Genomic DNA, 16,345 nt, shown 5'->3' on the forward strand with positions numbered 1-16,345 from the left:
GTTGCGCGCCGACGCTATCCTGCGCCGAACATTTCTCCCACGAACGCGACCAGATCGGGGAAGCGCCGTACGCCGACCCCCCGAGGGACCGCGCCGGCCGACCGCTCTGGCAGCGCCGCCTGCGTGAAACCAAGTTTCTCGGCTTCTTTCAACCTGTTTTCTGTCTGGCTGGCCGGACGAAGCGCGCCCGAGAGGCTGATCTCGCCGAAAACCACCATGTCGGCGGGCAGCGCCACGTCCTCGCGGGCCGAGACCAGGGCCGCGGCAACGGCAAGGTCCGCGGCCGGTTCGCCGATGCGCAAGCCACCCGCAATGTTGAGATAGACGTCGAGCCCGGCAAAGGGGATCGCACAGCGCGACTCGAGGACCGCAAGGATCATCGCAAGCCGCCCGGCATCCCAGCCGACGACCGACCGGCGCGCCTGCGGCTGCGGGCTCGGGCTGACCAGCGCCTGGATCTCGGCCAGCACCGGGCGCGTGCCCTCGATCCCGGCAAAGACCGCGGTGCCCGGGCTTTCCCGGTCACGGTCCGACAAGAACAGTGCCGAGGGGTTCGAGACCTCCGCCAGCCCCGCCCCCGTCATCTCGAAGACGCCGATCTCGTCCGCCGGGCCGAACCGGTTCTTGACCGCGCGCAGGATGCGGAACTGGTGCCCGCGCTCGCCCTCGAAATAGAGCACCGTGTCGACCATGTGTTCGACCACCCGGGGCCCCGCGATCTGGCCTTCCTTGGTGACATGGCCGACCAGCACCACGGCGGTGCCGCGACGCTTGGCGAAGGTGACCAGATCGTGGGCTGCCGCCCGCACCTGGCTGACCGATCCCGGCGCCGCCTCGACACTGTCGCTCCACATGGTCTGGATCGAATCGATCACTGCCAGATCGGGGCGCTCGCGGTCGAGCGTGCTCAGGATGTCGCGCAGGTTGGTCTCGGTGGCAAGCCTGACCGGCGCACTCGCAAGGCCAAGCCGCTGGGCACGCATCCGCACCTGTGCCGCGGCCTCCTCGCCCGAGACGTAGATGACCCCAAGCCCGGTCTCGGCAAACCGTGCGGCGGCCTGCAACAGCAACGTCGACTTGCCGATCCCCGGATCGCCCCCCACCAGCAGCGCCGAGGCCGGCACCAGCCCGCCGCCCAGCACCCGGTCAAGCTCGTCGATGCCGCAGCGGGTCCGTGGCGGCGGCGGTGTCTCGTCGGCAAGATCGCTCAGCGCAATGCTGCGCCCGCCGCCCGACGAGGCGCGCCGACCGGGACCCGCGACGACCGGCGCCTCCTCGATGATCGAATTCCAGGCGCCGCAGGCGTCGCAACGCCCGGACCATTTGGAATGGACCGCACCGCAGTCGGAACAGGTGAAACTCGGAGTTCTTGCCATGCCCCTCTGTGCCGCAGCCCGCCGCGGCCGGCAAGCCCGCGCTCAGGCCTCCGACCGGCCCCGTGCCAGCGCCCGCTTGGTCGCAGCCCCGATCCCGATCGAGGCCAGCACGCAGAAGGTGAACAGATAAAGCCCCCAGGCGGTCTCGACCCGACCGAGCCCCACCCCCTTCACGATCACCACATAAAGCGCGATCAGGAAGACATCGGCCATGGCAAGCCGCCCCAGCACCTCGAGCAGCGGCATCCAGCGCCGTCCGGCCCGGCCGGACTGCACCGCCGCAAGGCCGAGCGTCTTCGCCATCGGGGCCACCAGCGCCAGCAGCGCCACCAGCAGCGCCAGCGCAACGTCGCTTTTCCACAGCGCCACAAGGCCCGACACCACCGAGATCTCCTTGGTGCCAAAGAACGGCAGCAAGCCCGCGCGCAGCAGCGGCGAGATCCAGGCCAGCGGATAGAGGATCAGAAGCGAAAGGTTCGCGTATCGAAGCAGCTGCATGGCATCGATATAGGCACCCCGTCGCACGGGCGACAGCCCTCTGCCCCAGGTCCCGGCCGAACGCGGCCATCACATCGTCTGGTTGGTCGCGCCGCCGTCGAGCAGGATGTTCTGCCCGACGATGAATCCCGCATGCTGCGAACACAGGAACGCACACATCGCCCCGAAATCCTCGCGCGTGCCAAAGCGTCGCGCCGGGATCGCCGTCAGCCGCGCCGCCTGCACCGCCTCGACCGTGGTCCCGGTCCTTTGCGCCTCGGCAGCATCGAGCGCCGCCAGCCGGTCGGTGGCATGTTGCCCCGGCAGCAGGTTGTTGATCGTCACCCCATGCGGCGCCACCTGCCGTGCCGTGCCGGCAACAAACCCGGTCAACCCGGTGCGCGCGGCATTCGACAGCCCCAGCGCCGCAATCGGCGCCTTGACCGAGACCGAGGTGATGTTGACCACCCGCCCCCAGCCAGCCGCGATCATGCCCGGCAACAGCGCCGTCATCAGCGCGATGGGTGCCAGCATGTTGGCATCGAGCGCCCGGATGAAATCCTCCCGCCCCCAGTCCGACCAGATCCCCGGCGGCGGCCCGCCCGCGTTGGTCACCAGGATCCCGACGCCCTCCGCGGCGTCGAGCAGCCGCGCGCGGTCCGCCTCGACCGTCACGTCGCCCACGACGGTTGCGACCGCCACGCCGTGGCTGCGCCGGATCGCCTCGGCCGTCTGCTCCAGCGCCGCGCCACCGCGCGCGTTCATCACCAGATCGACGCCCGCCGCCGCCAACGCCTCGGCACAGCCGCGCCCCAGCCCCTTGGACGAGGCCGTCACCAGCGCCCGCTTGCCTGCAATCCCCAGATCCATCGCGTTTCCCCCGGCCTCCCGTCACCGCAGATTGCCACCCGAACTCCTGCAACACTGCATGAAGGTCGCACCCTACCCCATTCTTCTTGGTAAAAATACCTCCGCCGGAGGCATCGCGCGCCAGCGCGATCCCCGGCTCAGACAATCGCCCGGATCAGCGGCTCCCACTGCGCCCGGAGCGGCCGGAACGCCGCCTGCGGCTTGTCGAACACCGACAGCCCCGCCTCGGCCAGATCGCCATAGGCCACCCGCTCGGTGATCCGCGCCACCGGCTGCTGTCCCATGCGCTCGAAAAAGGCGTCGAGCCTCTGGTTGGCGCGGCCCCGCGGTTTCACCCGGTTGGCCAGCAGTTCGACCCCGACCTTGCCCTTGCGGATGCGCTTGATCTCGTGGATCTCCTTCAGGAACCGTCGCGAGCTGTCCTCGTCGAAAAACGACGGCATCACCGGGCAGATCACCGCCTTGGCCTCGGCCACAAGCGTTTGCGCGTCGTCTTCATCGAGCGATCCCGGCGCGTCGATCACCACCCAGTCGATCCCCTTCGGGACATCGCCCAGAACCTTCTTCGAACTCCAGTCGAGGGCTGTGATCGCGGCCACGCCATCGGGGCGCCGTTTCAACCAGCGGGTCGAGGATTTCTGCGGGTCGGCATCTGCAAGCCCCACCTTCCAGCCGCCGTCGGCCAGCGCGGCGGCGAGCGTGATCGCCACCGTGGTCTTGCCGCAGCCGCCCTTGCGATTTGCGATCAGCACGGTCTTCATCTGTCTCCCCCGTTCATTCGTTTCGTTCCGGTTCGCTCACTCAGGGTCCCGGCTTTCGACGAAGGCCCGGATGAACTGCCGGATCTCCCGCGACGCCGAGGTGCCGCGTTTCTCGCAAAGCCGCACGAAACCGTCCCGCTCTTCGGTGCAGATTCGGATCGCCAGCTGCCCGTCCTTTTTCTTGCCCCGGTCGGACATTGCCGATGCGCCCTCCGTCATTGCCCGGTCAGTGTATATACGTCGGGCGGGACGCCACAACCCGCAACCCACAACAACTGGCGGATCTCGCCGACCGAGCCACAGGATGCTGTGGCGCAACGTCGATATCCCACCCCGAAATCCGTCTATAACCCAGGTTGCATGCCCCTGATCCGGGAACGGAGGCGGGCGATTTCCACCCCGGGGCCGATTGGGCGGGACGGGTCTTGGCGTCATTTCGGCGGCGTCGGAGCGCCACCGTTCCGGCACCAACGAATACGACACTTCCTCAAACTACAGGATACGACATGTTGAAGAAAATGACCGCCCTGGCCGTTGCAGCGACGCTGCTGGTTTCCGCGACCGGCGCCATCGCCTCCGGCCTCAAGCTCACCGACGAGACCAAGGCCCAGATCAAGACGACCCTCACCGAGCAGGGCTATGACGTCGGCAAGATCAAGGTCGAGGACGGCTATTACGAGGCCTATGCCAAGAAGGACGGCAAGAAGCTGGAGATCTATCTCGACGGCGACCTGAAGATCGTCACCACCAAGGTCGACTGATCCAGTCCGGACGGCGGTGGCCCGCAGGGCTGCCGCCTCCCTTTCCGAGAAGGCCAAATTCCATGACACGCATCAAGGTCTGGGACCCGCTCGTCCGGGTCTTTCACTGGTCGCTGGTGACGCTTTTCGCGGCCAACGCGCTGTTTACCAACGGCGAGCACAAGCTGCACCGCTGGATCGGCTACACGATCCTGGCGCTCATCGCCGTTCGCATCCTCTGGGGCTTTGCCGGACGCGGCTATGCCCGCTTCGCAAGTTTTCCCCCCAGCATCTCGGCCGCGGTCTCGCAGGTCTCGGACATGGTGCTGGGCCGAACGCCGCTGCACAGGGGTCACACGCCGCTTGGCGCCTACATGATCTATAACCTTTTGCTCACGCTCGGGGTGATCTGCGTCTCTGGCTATCTGATGACCACCGACATGTTCTGGGGCGTCGAATGGCCCGAAACCGTGCACAAGGCCGCCGTCACCTGGGCCGAGATTTCGGTCGTGCTGCATGTCTCGGCCGTCATCATCGAAAGCCGCCGGACCAGGATCAACCTTCCCTCCGCCATGATCACGGGCTACAAGAAGATCCCTGCCGAACTGGACTGACAGACCCGTGATACCTGCTTCGCGCGACGGCACCAGGCTACCCTATCTCATGATCGCTTTGATCGCGACGCAGGTGTTCTGCGCCGCGTTCTACGTGGTCGATTCGATTTCGGACATGACGTCGGGGACCGCCAGCGACCCGACCTGGCATCTCGGGGTCGAGGGCATTGCGGCACTCACCCTGTGTGTCGCGATTGCGCTCGAGATGCGCTATCTCGGCTGGCTGTTGCGGCGGAAGGCGCATCTGGAGCATTCGGTTTCGATTGCCTCGGCCGCGGTCCATGACGTGATCGAATCCCATTTCGACGGCTGGAAGCTGACACCGGCGGAACGCGATGTCGCCATGCTGATGGTGAAGGGGCTTTCGAACGTCGAGATCGCCCAGATCCGCGGCAGCGCCGAAGGCACCGTCAAATCCCAGCTCAACGCGGTCTATCGCAAGTCCGGCACCACCGGGCGCGGCGAATTCCTGAGCCAGATCATCGACGGCATGATGGGCTGAACACAGCGGGTGCGCCCGCCGGTGTATCGGGGCGGCCCTGCGCAGGGGTGTTACCTCGTACGATCTAGGCCGGAGCCTTTGCCGAGACCGGCGTCGCCCCGGTCTCGATCCGGCGGATCTTGCCGTCCTCCAACGTGCAGACCACCAGAACTGCCTCGCGGGTGCCGTCGGCAAAGTCCATGAAAGAATGTTCGACCAGGATATCGTCGTTCTCATAGATGCACCGCGCCTGGCTGCGGGTCGGGGAACTGCCCGTCATGCTGCGCATCATCGCAGAAAATTCCGCCTTGTTCAGGACCGTGCCGGTGGCATGGCGGTGAAACTCTGCGTCCTCGTGCAGAAGGTCGATGAATGCGTCGGCGTTGTTGTCGCTCATTGCAGCATCGAGCTTTTCATAGATCGACATGGTGTCCTCCCAGATCTCATGTCCGTCAATTTTATCACAGTCGGGACGGTCGGGGCTGTTTTATCGGCGTCGCTGATATGACCGCCTTCCGACGGCATCGATGTACCAAGGCGGGTCCGCAACGATCCCCAAAGAGGGACGGTCATGTCGGAGACGTGTCGCGGTCAGGCGCGAGCTTGCGAGGAATCGAGGAATGCGGTCCAGGCGCACGGGGCCGGTGCCGCGGGCCGTCCGGGGAAAGCGGTCGTTCCCGGGTCACCCGATTTGGACAGCAGAGCCAGTCAGCAAGACCACAGAGCCTGCCATGGCAGGGCTGCGCCGATGGTCGATGCTGATTGCCCCAGGCCTCACGGCCCAACCGCGACGCTTCGCCCCTCGCGGGCCGATGTTTCGATTGCCGCGATCAGTTTGTGAACCAGAAGCGCCGCGCGCCCGGGCGCGGCGGGCGGGGTGCCGGTGCGGACCGCATCGGCGAAATCCTCGATCACGGCTTGATGCCATTCGTGGGTGAAGGCCATCGGGTCGGCACCGCCGCCGGTTGCCGCGGTCTCGCCACGGGTCTCGACCCGCCCGTCGCGCCACGAGACGGTCAGGACCCCCGAATCGAGCCTGAGGCTCGCCGCCTCGAAATGCAGAACGATGGTCTCGGGGGCGCCGGGAAAGCTGGCGGTACTGGCAACCAGCGACCCAACGGCACCGTTCTCGAAGGACAGGCCCGCAACCGCGACGTCCTCGGCCTCCATCCGGTGGAAGACGCTCGTCGCCGTCATCGCCTGAACGCTTCGAACCGGACCGGTCAGGCTGAGCGCCAGATCCATGGTGTGGATCGCCTGGGTGATCAGCACGCCGCCACCGTCGCGGGCATAGCTGCCGCGGCCCGGCTCGTCGTAGTATCCCTGCCCCCGCCACCAGGGAACCGCAATCTCGACCACACCCAACCGACCGAGCGCGCCACCATCGACCAGTTTGCGCGCTGCGCGCGAGGCGGCGCGCAGACGGTGCTGGAAAACGACGCCAAGGGTGACGCCTGCGTCCTCGCAGAGGGCAACGACCTCTTCGGCCTCGGCGAAACTGCGCGCCACCGGCTTTTCCAGCAACACGTGCAGCCCGGCGGCCGCAAGCGGCGCAATCAGACTTGCGCGGACATCCGGGGGCGTGGCGACGATCGCGGCCTGCACCCGGCCATCCGACAGCAGATCGTCAAGGCCGCGATAGGCGCGCACCGATGGCGCGATATCGTCTGGAAGGCCCGAGACAAGCGCCGCCGCGCTTTCCGGCCTGCGGGTCAGGACACCGCAAAGCGAGACATGATCGCGCGCCTGTGCAATGGCCGCAATGTGCGGCTTGGCGCCCATGCCGGCGCCGATCAGCGCAATTCCAAGCGGCAGCGTCGCGCCCGCGGTCGAAATCCCCATGGACCACCTCCTTCATCAGGATACCGCTATACCGGACATTCCCTGGCAACCAAGCCCGACGTCTATCGCCCCCTTGGTGCAACCCGTCAGGCGGCGCAGGGTCGCGCGGAGCCGGATCCGGCCCTTGCAACGCCGCGCCGAGGCCAAACGTTTCGACCGCTCACACCGCCAGACCCTTGCAGAACGCTCCGCGCGGATGTAGCGGGAACTCATGGCACAGATGCTGGACATGGACGACCATGCGCGCCTGCCTTGGCGCTTTCACGGCCTGACCGGCCGGGCCACAGCCTTTCTATGACGCTGGCCTGACCGAAGGCCCGCGCACTTTCGCGGCGCCTCCCATTCCACGCTCACATACCCGAACGGGAGATCCCCAATGACCGCCCCCAAGACGCTCTATGACAAGATCTGGGACGCCCACGTCGTCGAAGAGGCCGACGATGGCACCTGCCTGCTGTATATCGACCGCCATCTGGTGCACGAAGTCACCAGCCCGCAGGCCTTCGAAGGCCTGCGCATGACCGGCCGCAAGGTGCGTGCGCCCGAAAAGACCATCGCCGTACCCGACCACAACGTGCCGACCACGACCGACCGCGAGGGCGGCATCACAAACGAGGAGAGCCGGATCCAGGTCGACGCGCTCGATACCAACGCCCGCGAGTTCGGCGTCAACTATTACCCGGTCTCGGACGTGCGTCAGGGGATCGTGCATATCGTCGGACCCGAACAGGGCTGGACCCTGCCCGGCATGACGGTGGTCTGCGGCGACAGCCACACCGCGACCCATGGCGCCTTCGGTGCGCTGGCCCACGGCATCGGCACCTCCGAGGTCGAGCATGTGCTGGCGACCCAGACGCTGATCCAGAAGAAATCCAAGAACATGAAGGTCGAGATCACCGGGCGGCTGCGCCCCGGCGTGACCGCCAAGGACATCACGCTGTCGGTCATCGGCGAGACCGGCACGGCGGGCGGCACCGGCCATGTCATCGAATATTGCGGCGAGGCGATTCGCGCGCTGTCGATGGAAGGCCGGATGACGGTCTGCAACATGGCGATCGAAGGCGGCGCGCGCGCCGGACTGATCGCGCCGGACGAAACCACCTTTGCCTATGTCATGGGCCGCCCCCACGCGCCAAAGGCCGCACAATGGGAAGCGGCGATGAACTGGTGGCGGACGCTCTATACCGACGAGGGCGCGCATTTCGACAAGGTCGTGACCATCCGGGGCGAGGACATTGCGCCAGTGGTCACCTGGGGCACCTCACCCGAGGACGTGCTGCCGATCACCGGCACAGTCCCGGCGCCGGAGGATTTCCACGGCGGCAAGGTCGATGCGGCGCGCCGGTCGCTGGAATACATGGGGCTCGAACCCGGCACACCGCTGAACGAGATCCCGATCGACGCGGTGTTCATCGGATCGTGCACCAATGGGCGGATCGAGGACCTGCGCGCCGCCGCTGCCGTGCTGAAGGGCAAGCACATCGCCAAGGGCGTGCGCGGCATGGTCGTGCCCGGCTCGGGTCTGGTGCGGCTGCAGGCCGAGGAAGAGGGTCTGGCCGAGATCTTCGAGGCCGCGGGCTTTGAATGGCGCATGGCAGGCTGTTCGATGTGCCTTGCAATGAACCCCGACCAGCTTGCCCCGGGCGAGCGCTGCGCCTCGACCTCGAACCGCAATTTCGAGGGGCGGCAAGGCTTCAAGGGCCGCACCCATCTGATGAGCCCGGCGATGGCCGCGGCCGCTGCGGTCACGGGACGGCTGACAGACGTGCGCGATCTGATGTAGCATTCTCCGGAAAGCTAAATCGATTGTATTGAGGAGCGTGCATGACCGAATGGACCAGATGGATGGGCCTCGGAGTCCTGTCGATTGTCTTTGGCATATTAGCGATGACCGAGGCGGTTGCCGTCTCGGTCGCGATCACTTGGGTCACTGGCACCTTGCTGGTGCTGGCGGGGTTGTTTCAGACCATCCTCGGCGCGGGCGACAGGGGCCCCGCCAACAAGTTCTTTTCGGTGATGCTGGGACTTTTGATGATCGTCCTCGGGGTGTCGTTCATTCGAAACCCGTTTCAGGGGATGCTGTCGCTGACGGTCGTGCTGACCGCCGCCATTGCGGTGGCAGGCACCCTGCGCCTGTTCTGGGCTTTCAGGATGCGCCAGACCCATTATTTCTGGATGATGCTGATCTCGGGCGCGCTGTCGCTGCTGCTTGCCGGATATATCTTTGCCAATCTCGCCGCGGTCTCGACCCAGATCCTGGGCATTCTGCTCGGCGTAGAACTGATCCTGAACGGCCTCGCCCTGTCGGTGCTGGCGTTGTTCCTGCGCGCACATTCAAGCGACGGCTGAGGCCGCGAGCGCGCTGCCCTGGCCCCAAGGCTCAGAACGGCAGCCGTTCGATCGTCCACCAGATCCCGATGCCCGCGATCACCAGCGATGCCGGCACGGCGATCACGCGCCGGTACCAAGGATAGCCGCCGAAGGGCAGGCCCACCAGCAGCCAGGCGGCAAGGATGACGGTCAGCTGACCAAGTTCGACCCCGATGTTGAAGCCGATCAGCCGGGTGAAGAACCGCCCGGAATCGTCGCCCACATCGCCCAGCATCGTGGCAAAGCCAAGCCCGTGCAGCAAACCGAACCCGAACACGACCGCGATCCGGCCCCAGCCGAGCTTGCCGCCAAAGACATTCTCGACCGCGACGAAGACAATCGACAGCGCGATCAGCGGTTCGACCACCGCGCTCGGAACCGAAACGATGCCAAGGCTTGCCAGCGCCAGCGTCGTCGTGTGCGCCACCGTGAAGGCGGTGACCTGCGCCAGCAGCGGCCGCATGTTCAGCGAAAAGAAGAACAGGCCCAGCACGAACAGGATGTGATCGACGCCCTTGGGAACGATGTGTTCGAACCCGGTGCGGATGAAACGCAGAAAGACCTTCCAGCCCGGCTCCTGGGCCACCGCCTCGCGCGGCAGCGGCGCCGACAGCTCGCCGCCGTGCAGGATCGCGGCATAGGCCTGATCGCCGCCGGCGGCCTGGCGCACGACGACAGGGCCGAACTGTCCCGCCCAGCCAAAGACCACAGGGCTGCCGTCGGGCGGCAGCTGCGCCACCAGCGTCAGGCGGCTGTCGCGTGGCAGGCTCGGGTCCCCGACCTCGGGGATCCTCAGCGCGGCGATCTCGGGCGATAACGGGGTCTCGCCCGCCCGCAGCGTTATCCCGTCGGAAATCTCGGGCCAGATTGCGCGGAAAGCGGCGTCAAGCGCTGCGGGATCCTCGGCCCGCAGCCGGTCGTGATAGCCCGACAGCGGGGATTCATTGGTGTCCTCCAGCCCGGCCACATTCATGCCCGCGATCATCGGCTCCAGCACCAGCCGGATCTCGACCGTCACCTGATCGGCGCCGACATCGACGTCGGCGACCGCCGGGCGCAGTTCGTGCGCGCTGGCGCCGGTGCCAATGGCCATTGACAGCAGGGCCAGAAACCACAGTCTCTGGAGGAACAACAACAACTGACGGGCAGCCATGCGCATCGCGACCTTTCTGCTATCCCTCGGACTGACACTGACAGCGGTCGTTGCGCAAGCACATGAATTCTGGATCTCGCCGGAAAGCTATCAGGTCGCACCCGGCGACGACATTCGCGGCCGTCTCGAGGTGGGTCAGCAGTTTTCCGGCAGCTCGCTGCTGTTCAACCCCGACCACTTCGTCCGGTTCGAGGCGATCGACCCCGAGGGCACGCGCGCGGTATCCGGCCGGCTTGGCGACGATCCGGCGCTGGTCGTTCCGGCGCGGGGCGACGGGCTGCTGATCGCGGTGCACGAAACCACCGACCGCGTGCTGACCTATCCCGATCTCGACCATTTCCGGGTTTTCGTCGATCAGAAGGACTTTCGCGGCGCCATCGACCGCCACCTCGCCCGCGGCCTGCCGGACGCGGGCTTTGTCGAAACCTACCGTCGCTATGCCAAGGCGCTGATCGCGGTCGGCTCGGGCGCGGGCAAGGACCAGCGGGTCGGGCTGAAGATCGAGATCGTGGCCGAAGCCAACCCCTATACCGACGATCTGAGCGCCGGGATGCCGCTGCGGGTCTGGCTCGATGGCGAACCGCGGGCCGATGCACAGGTCGAATTGTTCGAGCGTGACGCCGACGGCACCGTCACCCTGCAAAAGCTGCGCACCGACGCCGAGGGGCACGTGATCGCACCGGTCCGCCCCGGAGCGGACTACATGGCCGATTCCGTCGTGCTGCTGGACATGGATCTGCCGAAAGATGCCGAGGCCAAGGCACCGGCCTATCATACCGACTGGGCCTCGCTGACCTTCCACGTGCCGGCACAGTGACCCCGGCGCCGCGTCGCGAGACGTCGTCTTGCGGAAGTTAATTCGGGACTGAAATGCAATAGGGCGCCGAAGGTTCGGCGCCCCGCTGACGTGACTTCGCCGTCCGAGGTTTCCAGAGATCAGGCCTTACGGCGACGGCGCAGCAGACCGATCGCGACGAGCCCTGACGCCAGAAGCGGCAATCCCGCAGGCAGAGGCACGCTTGGCACTGTCACTTGCTGTCTGGTTCCGAAGCGGATGCTGTCGACAGCAAAACCTGCCGGCTCGCTTCCAACGAGATCGAGGAAGACCCCGGCAATGTCTGCATCCTGCGAGACAAGGCCGAGAAACTCGATGCCGAGCCCGACGTTCGCCACCGTTCCAAGAATATTGCCGTCCCGGTCGAATGCGGTGATGCCGGTCGATGCTGCCGCATTAAAGTAGCCGGCGTCAAAGCCGACGCCGTATTGGTCCTCGCTGAATAGAATGGCGATGGGGCCATTGAAGGTCGGGCTGCCGCTGAGCACCGGGCTGTTTGGCGCCGAGCCGTCGGTCGTTATGAAAGTGTTCTGCGCAAGCGGATCGAGGCTGAGCCCTGCAGTCGGAGTGCCGACGACACAGGCGGTCGCCGCGGCTCCGGGGCAATCCACCGCCGGCGTCGCGCTGAGCGATTGCCCCAGGAACCAACCGCCGAAAGACACGGTCGGCCCGGTGACGCTGCCATAGTCGGCGGGCAGGTAGGTCGGATTGACTGTCCCCAGCGAGAACTCGCTGAATGTGATCAGCCCGGCTGCTGCCTGAAAATCTCCCTCTGCCACGCGCACCACAACGGCGTTGGCGGCAGACGCCGAAACAGCAAGCGCTGCCACAATCCCGAACAATTGTGGTTTGATCAAAGTCATCATCAGGTCGCCTTTCAAATATGGATTTTGAATGCCTATACATCGCGGCACCCATTCAGTTACTCTAACAAAGTATTAATTCATTGCAAAATAAAGTTAACAGGAATCGAGGATGGACGACTGAAAACGAAAAGTCTTTCGGACGGTGACGAATAATCCGGGACGCGGCACAACCGAATGGCGAAATCCGATCGGGCCGCTCGCGAATAGAGAGGTCTCCCCCATTCTTGCCACGCCTGCGGATTCTGGCTAAGACCATGGCTCGGGCCAGATCGGCCCCGCCGACCCCCCTTGCCAGGAGCGCCCCATGGACAAGTTCACCACCCTGACCGGCATTGCCGCCCCTCTGCCGTTGATCAATGTGGATACCGACATGATCATCCCCAAGCAGTTCCTGAAGACGATCAAGCGCTCGGGCCTTGGCGTGAACCTGTTCGACGAGATGCGCTATGACGCCGAGCGCAACGAGAACCCCGATTTCGTGCTGAACAAGCCCGCTTATCGCGAGGCCGAGATCCTGGTCGCCGGCGAAAATTTCGGCTGCGGTTCCTCGCGCGAACACGCGCCCTGGGCGATCAAGGACTTTGGCATCCGCTGCGTGATCGCGCCAAGCTTTGCCGACATCTTCTTCAACAACTGCTTCAAGAACGGCATCCTGCCCATCGTCCTGCCGCAAGAGGACGTCGACAAGCTGATGGACGACGCCGAGCGCGGCGCCAACGCGGTGATCACGGTGGACCTGGAAAGCCAGACCATCAAGGGCCCCGACGGCGGCACGATCCATTTCGAGGTCGATGCCTTCAAGAAGCACTGCCTGCTGAACGGGCTCGACGACATCGGCCTGACCATGGAGAAGGTGGCGGCCATCGACACGTTCGAGGCGCGCGCCGCCCAGTCGCGCCCCTGGGTCTGAGACCAGCAGCATGACGGTGCCGGGGCGCAGCAGGCACCTGCCGCTCGCCCTGACGCTTGTCGGCACATGGATCGCACAGCCGGTGCTGGCGCAGACCGGCGCGGAGACGATCCGCGTCGCCACCTTTTCCACCGAACTTGCCCGCAAGGGTCCGGGGCTTTTGCTGCGCGACATCCTGTCGGGGGACGATCCGCAGGTCGCGGCGGTGGTCGCGGTGATTGCGCAGGCCGATCCCGACATCCTGCTGCTGGCCGATATCGACTATGACCTCGGGCTTGCCGCGCTGAACGCACTGGCCGACAGGCTCGATCAGGCCGGCGCCCGCTATCCCCACCGCTTTGCGCTGCGCCCCAACAGCGGCATGGCGACCGGGCTCGACATGGACGGCAACCGTCGCTTTGGCGAGGCGCGGGATGCCCAGGGCTATGGCGCCTTTGCCGGTCAGGGCGGGCTGGCGGTGCTGAGCCGGTTTCCGGTGGACACCGAGGCGGTGGTCGATTTCTCGGGCCTGCTGTGGCGCGATCTTCCCGGCGCGACGCTGCCCGAGGCAAATGGCGCCCCCTTCCCCTCCGACCCCGCGCTGGCGGCACAGCGGTTGTCCTCGACCGGGCACTGGATCGTCCCGGTGCTTTTGCCGAACGGCATCCGTCTGCGGCTGCTGGCCTTTGCCGCAACCGCGCCGGTGTTCGACGGGCCCGAGGACAGGAACGGTCTGCGCAATGCCGACGAGATCGCGCTGTGGCAGCGCTGCCTCGACGGCGCGCTGCCGGGGTGCCCGCCGGCGCCGCCCTTCGTGATCCTCGGCAAGGCCAACCTCGACCCGGTCGATGGCGAGGGCCGGCACGACGCGATCCGCGCACTGCTGTCGGACCCGCGGTTGCAGGACCCGGAGCCCGAGAGTGCGGGCGCGGCGGCGGCGGCAGATCCGGACCACGCCGGCGCGCCCGCGCAGGACACCGCCGATTGGCCGGCCGCGGCCGAGGGCGGCCCGGGCAACCTGCGCGTCGATTATGTGCTGCCCTCGGCCGACCTTGCTGTCGTGGATGCGGGCACGCTCTGGCCGTCAGGAGGCGAGGCGCACGAGACGGTCGAGGTCGCCTCGCACAACCGCCTTGTCTGGGTCGATCTGGTCGTGGATCGCTGAGGCCAGCGCCTGATCGAGTACCGTCGGACGGAAATCGGGAAAGAGCGCGTCGAACCCGGCGCCATCGATCCGGTGCGGCATCCGCCACAGATAGGACATCTCGACCAGACCCCGCCCCATCGGCCAGACCGGCGCAGCGAGCCGGAACGGCAGCCATGACATGCGCCGCAATCGCAGAGGGCGCCCGGTGACCCGTTCGAGCGCCGCGTGCAGCTCTGCCCCCGTCAGGGTGAAACCGGGGAACCCCACATCGAGGAAACGCTCTCCAGGGTCCGCACGCTCGGCCAGTGCCACAGCGGCGCGGGCCATGTCGGGCAGCCAGGCCCAGGCGTGCGGCCGGTCGAACGGCCCGGGATAGGTGACACGCCCGCGCGCCAGCCCCGCCACGATCACCCTGTCGAACCAGTTGACCGAAGGCTCGGCCTCCAGAAAATCGCCGCCGCGCAGGATCGCGACGCGCGCCGAACTGGCCCGCAACGCCGCCTCCATTTCGGCCCGGAGCCGACCCAGAGGGTTTCGCGCCGCATGGGGGGTCGCAGAGGTCAGACGCTCGGGCGCGCCCTTGCCAAAGGGATAGACGCTGCCGGGCTGGATCAGCAGCGCGCCGTTTGCCTCGGCCACCCCGATCACCCGCGCTGTCAGGTCGGGAAGTTCGGCCGCCCAGTCCGGATAGGCCGGGTTCCAGCCGTTCACGATGACCTCCACGCCCCGGGCGGCATCCGACAGGTCGTCCTTCGAACGGTCGAACCGGCGGACCTGCCAGCCCGCGTCCTCGAATGCCCGGGCGGCGTGGCGCCCGAACCGGCCGCTGGGGCCCAGAACAAGTGCACTGCGTTTCATCTTGGCTCCTTTTCGATCTCGATGGACACAGGATCTTCCATTCAGATCCTTCGGGGAATTGCGGAAATCCGTGGGTCTGGTATTCATGCATGAATGGATCACCTGCCCGACACGCTCGACTGGTCGCGACTGCAAAGCTTCGTGACCGTTGCCGACACAGGCTCGCTTTCGGCAGCGGCCCGGCACATGCGGCTGAGCCAGCCGACGCTGGGCCGGCAGATCCGTGCGCTCGAACAGGACCTCGGCGTCGCACTGTTCGTCCGCAAGCCGCGCGGCCTTGCCCTGACCGAGGCCGGCGCGGCGCTGCTGGAACCGGCGCGCCGGATGCAGGACGCCGCGCGAAACCTGGCGCTGGCGGCAGCCGGGCGGTCAGAGGATCTGGCGGGAACCGTGCGTATCACCGCCTCGGCCTTCGTCTCGCTGCACATCCTACCCGGGATCCTTGCCGCCATGCGCCAGAGCGCCCCCGAGATCCAGATCGAACTGGTCGCCAGCGACAGCAGCCAGAACCTGCTGTTCCGCGAGGCCGACATCGCGCTGCGCATGTTCCGGCCCGAGCAGCTCGACGTCGTGACCCGGTTTCTGGGCGAACTGGAGCTGGGGCTGTTCGGCGCGACCGACTATCTCGACCGGCGCGGCCGTCCGCAATGCCTCGACGACATCGCCGGTCACGACATGATCGGATACGATACCCAGGACGACATCCTCCGCGGCATGCGCGAGATCGGCATGACGGCCGACCGCAGCCTGTTCCAGCTGCGCTGCGACGACAACGGCGTGATCTGGCAGATGATCCGCGCCGGCTGCGGGTTGGGCTTTGCCCAGGTCAACGTGGCCGCCACCGACCCGCGGGTCGAGCGGGTGATGCCCGACCTGCCGCTGCCGCGGCTGCCAGTCTGGCTGACCGCGCACGAGGCGGTGCGGCGCACGCCACGGCTGCGCCGGGTCTGGGATCTTCTGGCCGACGGGATCGCGCCCTGGCTTGCCGACGCCGCGGCAAACGGGGCGGGTCCGCTTGACCGCCCCACGACGCGGCGGTAACCCGCCCGGGACACATCTGGCGAGG

19 protein-coding genes are annotated in these 16,345 nt (G+C 66.6%); 9 read left to right on the plus strand and 10 right to left on the minus strand.

Annotated features, from left to right (window positions below):
* Positions 1–14 precede the first annotated feature (14 nt).
* The 5 genes from radA to DQG17_RS21835 form a co-directional block, all read right to left on the minus strand.
* Positions 15–1,376, minus strand: a complete 1,362-nt coding sequence (gene radA, locus DQG17_RS07615; RefSeq protein WP_116132104.1) for a DNA repair protein RadA — start codon at positions 1,374–1,376, stop codon at positions 15–17.
* A gap of 42 nt (positions 1,377–1,418) precedes the next feature.
* Positions 1,419–1,868, minus strand: a complete 450-nt coding sequence (locus DQG17_RS07620) for a paraquat-inducible protein A (protein WP_198666081.1) — start codon at positions 1,866–1,868, stop codon at positions 1,419–1,421.
* A 75-nt stretch (positions 1,869–1,943) separates the two neighbouring features.
* Positions 1,944–2,723 (minus strand): SDR family oxidoreductase, encoded by a 780-nt coding sequence (locus DQG17_RS07625; RefSeq protein ID WP_116132105.1) that lies wholly within the window; start codon positions 2,721–2,723, stop codon positions 1,944–1,946.
* A gap of 137 nt (positions 2,724–2,860) precedes the next feature.
* Positions 2,861–3,484, minus strand: coding sequence for a ParA family protein (locus DQG17_RS07630; protein ID WP_116132106.1), 624 nt, complete (start codon positions 3,482–3,484; stop codon positions 2,861–2,863).
* A 36-nt stretch (positions 3,485–3,520) separates the two neighbouring features.
* Positions 3,521–3,682 carry a hypothetical protein gene (locus tag DQG17_RS21835; protein ID WP_198666047.1) on the minus strand — a complete coding sequence of 54 codons (162 nt, stop codon included), beginning with the start codon at positions 3,680–3,682 and terminating at the stop codon, positions 3,521–3,523.
* Positions 3,683–3,990: 308 nt separating this feature from the next.
* On the opposite strand from DQG17_RS21835, the gene DQG17_RS07635 reads away from it, so the two are divergent.
* The 3 genes from DQG17_RS07635 (at position 3,991) to DQG17_RS07645 (ending at position 5,340) form a co-directional block, all read left to right on the plus strand.
* Positions 3,991–4,245, plus strand: coding sequence for a PepSY domain-containing protein (locus tag DQG17_RS07635; RefSeq protein WP_232829358.1), 255 nt, complete (start codon positions 3,991–3,993; stop codon positions 4,243–4,245).
* Positions 4,246–4,307: 62 nt separating this feature from the next.
* Positions 4,308–4,838 carry a cytochrome b/b6 domain-containing protein gene (locus DQG17_RS07640; RefSeq protein WP_116132107.1) on the plus strand — a complete coding sequence of 177 codons (531 nt, stop codon included), beginning with the start codon at positions 4,308–4,310 and terminating at the stop codon, positions 4,836–4,838.
* Positions 4,839–4,887: 49 nt separating this feature from the next.
* The gene (locus tag DQG17_RS07645; RefSeq protein WP_116132108.1) at positions 4,888–5,340 is read left to right on the plus strand and encodes a helix-turn-helix transcriptional regulator; all 453 of its coding nucleotides are present in this window, start codon (positions 4,888–4,890) and stop codon (positions 5,338–5,340) included.
* 64 nt (positions 5,341–5,404) lie between these two features.
* On the opposite strand, the gene DQG17_RS07650 is transcribed toward DQG17_RS07645, so the two are convergent.
* Together DQG17_RS07650 and DQG17_RS07655 are read right to left on the minus strand one after the other, a co-directional pair.
* On the minus strand, positions 5,405–5,746 hold the full coding sequence (locus DQG17_RS07650; RefSeq protein WP_116132109.1) for a nuclear transport factor 2 family protein: 342 nt from the start codon (positions 5,744–5,746) through the stop codon (positions 5,405–5,407).
* Positions 5,747–6,093: 347 nt separating this feature from the next.
* Positions 6,094–7,161 (minus strand): Gfo/Idh/MocA family protein, encoded by a 1,068-nt coding sequence (locus tag DQG17_RS07655; protein ID WP_116132110.1) that lies wholly within the window; start codon positions 7,159–7,161, stop codon positions 6,094–6,096.
* A gap of 376 nt (positions 7,162–7,537) precedes the next feature.
* Between DQG17_RS07655 and leuC the strand changes: the two genes are divergently transcribed.
* Both leuC and DQG17_RS07665 read left to right on the plus strand, forming a co-directional pair.
* The gene (gene leuC, locus DQG17_RS07660) at positions 7,538–8,944 is read left to right on the plus strand and encodes a 3-isopropylmalate dehydratase large subunit (RefSeq protein WP_116132111.1); all 1,407 of its coding nucleotides are present in this window, start codon (positions 7,538–7,540) and stop codon (positions 8,942–8,944) included.
* A 41-nt stretch (positions 8,945–8,985) separates the two neighbouring features.
* Positions 8,986–9,510: an HdeD family acid-resistance protein gene (locus DQG17_RS07665; RefSeq protein ID WP_116132112.1), complete on the plus strand. Its 525-nt coding sequence runs from the start codon at positions 8,986–8,988 to the stop codon at positions 9,508–9,510.
* A gap of 31 nt (positions 9,511–9,541) precedes the next feature.
* On the opposite strand, the gene DQG17_RS07670 is transcribed toward DQG17_RS07665, so the two are convergent.
* Positions 9,542–10,690, minus strand: coding sequence for a HupE/UreJ family protein (locus tag DQG17_RS07670; RefSeq protein ID WP_232829359.1), 1,149 nt, complete (start codon positions 10,688–10,690; stop codon positions 9,542–9,544).
* On the opposite strand from DQG17_RS07670, the gene DQG17_RS07675 reads away from it, so the two are divergent.
* The gene (locus tag DQG17_RS07675) at positions 10,683–11,501 is read left to right on the plus strand and encodes a DUF4198 domain-containing protein (protein WP_116132114.1); all 819 of its coding nucleotides are present in this window, start codon (positions 10,683–10,685) and stop codon (positions 11,499–11,501) included. The genes DQG17_RS07670 and DQG17_RS07675 overlap by 8 nt on opposite strands.
* A gap of 119 nt (positions 11,502–11,620) precedes the next feature.
* Here the strand turns inward: DQG17_RS07675 and DQG17_RS07680 are convergent, their stop codons facing one another.
* On the minus strand, positions 11,621–12,385 hold the full coding sequence (locus tag DQG17_RS07680) for a VPLPA-CTERM sorting domain-containing protein (protein ID WP_116132115.1): 765 nt from the start codon (positions 12,383–12,385) through the stop codon (positions 11,621–11,623).
* A 304-nt stretch (positions 12,386–12,689) separates the two neighbouring features.
* Between DQG17_RS07680 and leuD the strand changes: the two genes are divergently transcribed.
* Both leuD and DQG17_RS07690 read left to right on the plus strand, forming a co-directional pair.
* On the plus strand, positions 12,690–13,295 hold the full coding sequence (leuD, locus tag DQG17_RS07685; RefSeq protein ID WP_116132116.1) for a 3-isopropylmalate dehydratase small subunit: 606 nt from the start codon (positions 12,690–12,692) through the stop codon (positions 13,293–13,295).
* 10 nt (positions 13,296–13,305) lie between these two features.
* Complete coding sequence (locus tag DQG17_RS07690; protein ID WP_116132117.1) at positions 13,306–14,439, plus strand: endonuclease/exonuclease/phosphatase family protein; 1,134 nt, start codon at positions 13,306–13,308, stop codon at positions 14,437–14,439.
* Here the strand turns inward: DQG17_RS07690 and DQG17_RS07695 are convergent.
* Positions 14,359–15,279 carry an epimerase gene (locus DQG17_RS07695; protein WP_116132118.1) on the minus strand — a complete coding sequence of 307 codons (921 nt, stop codon included), beginning with the start codon at positions 15,277–15,279 and terminating at the stop codon, positions 14,359–14,361. The two genes, DQG17_RS07690 and DQG17_RS07695, sit on opposite strands and share 81 nt — an antisense overlap.
* Before the next feature lie 93 nt (positions 15,280–15,372).
* Here DQG17_RS07695 and DQG17_RS07700 point away from each other — a divergent pair, with 93 nt between their 5' ends.
* Positions 15,373–16,320 carry a LysR family transcriptional regulator gene (locus DQG17_RS07700; RefSeq protein WP_116132119.1) on the plus strand — a complete coding sequence of 316 codons (948 nt, stop codon included), beginning with the start codon at positions 15,373–15,375 and terminating at the stop codon, positions 16,318–16,320.
* The last annotated feature ends 25 nt before the right edge of the window (positions 16,321–16,345 follow it).

It is taken from the genome of Tropicimonas sp. IMCC34043, assembly GCF_003390845.1.
Classification (GTDB): Bacteria; Pseudomonadota; Alphaproteobacteria; order Rhodobacterales; family Rhodobacteraceae; genus Tropicimonas.